Source organism: bacterium, assembly GCA_023135785.1.
Taxonomy (GTDB): domain Bacteria; phylum CAIJMQ01; class CAIJMQ01; order CAIJMQ01; family CAIJMQ01; genus CAZNJA01.
Map to the genome: position 1 here is coordinate 1 of JAGLSL010000047.1, position 2,151 is coordinate 2,151.

The following is a 2,151-nucleotide window of genomic DNA, read 5'->3' on the forward strand; positions in this document are numbered from 1 at the left end:
AGACAGGAAAATTCTATGGATTGCGGGTTATAGAAGGAGCAATTTGGGGGCAATCACAAAAAAAACGCGCAGGGTAGGGCGGATAACCTTAGATTGACCGGACAGGCAAAGATAAATATATGAAAAGTCGGTTGTTTATTCTTGTTGTTTTGTTAATGGTCTTTGGGAATGCAAAAGTTTTTTCTTTTTTTAGAACCCAACCGGTTGAAACAAGGCCCATATCTTTTTTGGAAAGACTTATTTATGACAGGGTAAACGAGGAAAGATTTAAACATAATCTTCCCAAGTTAGAATGGTCAAGCGATATTACAGAGGTTGCGCGCAAGCATTCGGAGGATATGGCTATTAAAGGATATTTTGCGCACGAAAATAAAGAGGGGGAATTAGTTAGCGAACGTTTAGAAAAAGCCGGAATTGTTTTTACCGTATCGGCTGAGAACTTATTTAATTGCGAAAATTATCAGGATGTGGCGGAGGAATCGGTTAGAGGTTGGATGCAAAGTCAGGGACATAGAGAAAACATCCTTAACGACAGGGTCGAGGAGGCGGGCGTCGGGATTTATAAAGTCAACGGCAGGAACCAATACTATATCACTCAAAATTTCATCAAAAGAGCTTTGGAGTTCACCCCTTTGCCTTCAAAACTGTCCGAGAAAGAAATAGACAAAATATTCAATATGGTAAAAGACGCTATAACAGGTTCCGATTATAGAAACCTTCCGCTAAAGGAAAAGATAGTAAGAAAACTTCTAAATTCTAATATTTCCGTCAAGAGAAATTTTACCGTTAAAGGTTTTTTAAAAGAATATCCGCAGTTGAAAATGAAAGTCGATTTAATGGCAGGTAACGGATTCATTATTAATTTTACGGATAAAGGACTTGAAGACGAGAAAAAAAGTTTTAGTCAACTTATAACTCCTAAAGGCTATTCGGCAGTAGTTTTAATACGCACAACGAAAAAGCGAATAGGATATCTTCTGATAAAAGCTGAATGATAAAAAAGACCAAAGACGAATTTCAAAAATTGATAATAGAAGCTTTGAAAGAGTTGCCTGCGCAATTTAGAGATAAATTGCAAAATGTGGAAATAGTCATGGAAGAAAATATGCCTCGGGGTTTTACATCACCCGGAATGGTTTTGTTGGGACTGTATAGGGGGATACCGCTGAAGAAACGGAGTGTTTGGCATAGTTCGACTTTGCCGGATAAAATAACGATATATAAAAATACTATAGAAGAAATGTGCGACAGCGACGCCGAAATAAAAAAAAGGGTCGCAGACGTGCTTTATCATGAAATTGGGCATCATTTCGGTTTGAGTGAAGAAGAATTAAGGTAAAACTCGAGGTATATGGACATGTGAATTCATTTGGGATACATAAATGAATAACCTTATTAGCCACATCGGAAACAGTATTAGGATTTCTAAAATATTACAAAAGGAAACTAGGTAAAAGTCATGAGAACTTCCAGAAAATCAACTTTTTGGATATTGGTTCTGGGACTGTGCATAGGCGCTATAGTTTTAGTCCCGTTCTTCTGCGCAAATAAGGCGAATAAATCGGAAGCCGAAGGAACGCAAAAAGAACAAACAGAAAATTTAAGCAAACTATCAGAGACTACTGTTACATCAAATAATGAAGTTAAGACTCTTCGAGAAAGAGCAGCGAATCCATTAAGCGAGTTTGAAGACAATGCTTCAATAACTCCAATTGCTATTAAGGATAAGCGTATCCTATACAGAGAAATAGAAGTTTTAGAAAAAACAGAAGATATTTCTCAAGCAGTAGAGCTACTTATTTCTGCATTGAAGGATGGAGACATGGAAGTTAGAGAGAGAGAATTTGACTATCTTCCAGACGGTCCAGGCGGTTTACTTCAAATAGAAGAAGCACTAATAAGAATAGGCAAGCCCGCAGTAGAATCACTTATTATCGTATTAAAGGATAAACATAGTAACTATGCCCGGTCAAGAGCCATAAAGGTATTAGGTAAGATAGGAGACAGCCAAGCATTAAAGCCGCTTATTGCCGTATTGAAAGATAAGGACTGGGATATTCGCTGGAGAACAGCAAAGGCATTAGGTGAGCTCGGAGATAGCAGTGCCATAAAACCACTTACCATTGCATTAAAGGATGAGGACAGGCGTGT

3 protein-coding genes are annotated in these 2,151 nt (G+C 37.8%); all 3 read left to right on the top strand.

Annotated elements, in window-relative coordinates; translation table 11 throughout:
* Window positions 1-119: 119 nt before the first annotated feature.
* Window positions 120-995 carry a CAP domain-containing protein gene (locus KAS42_03955; GenBank protein ID MCK4905378.1) on the top strand — a complete coding sequence of 292 codons (876 nt, stop codon included), beginning with the start codon at window positions 120-122 and terminating at the stop codon, window positions 993-995.
* Complete coding sequence (locus KAS42_03960; protein MCK4905379.1) at window positions 992-1,339, top strand: metallopeptidase family protein; 348 nt, start codon at window positions 992-994, stop codon at window positions 1,337-1,339. The genes KAS42_03955 and KAS42_03960 overlap by 4 nt, the downstream gene beginning before the upstream one ends.
* Before the next feature lie 120 nt (window positions 1,340-1,459).
* Window positions 1,460-2,151, top strand: a 692-nt coding sequence (locus KAS42_03965) for a HEAT repeat domain-containing protein (protein MCK4905380.1), incomplete at its 3' end; no start/stop codon positions are given.

Excerpts from the sequence above, each read along its gene's own strand:
- KAS42_03955 (MCK4905378.1), top strand. The coding sequence starts at position 120 with ATGAAAAGTCGGTTGTTTATTCTTGTTGTTTTGTTAATGGTCTTTGGG.
- KAS42_03960 (MCK4905379.1), top strand. The coding sequence starts at position 992 with ATGATAAAAAAGACCAAAGACGAATTTCAAAAATTGATAATAGAAGCT.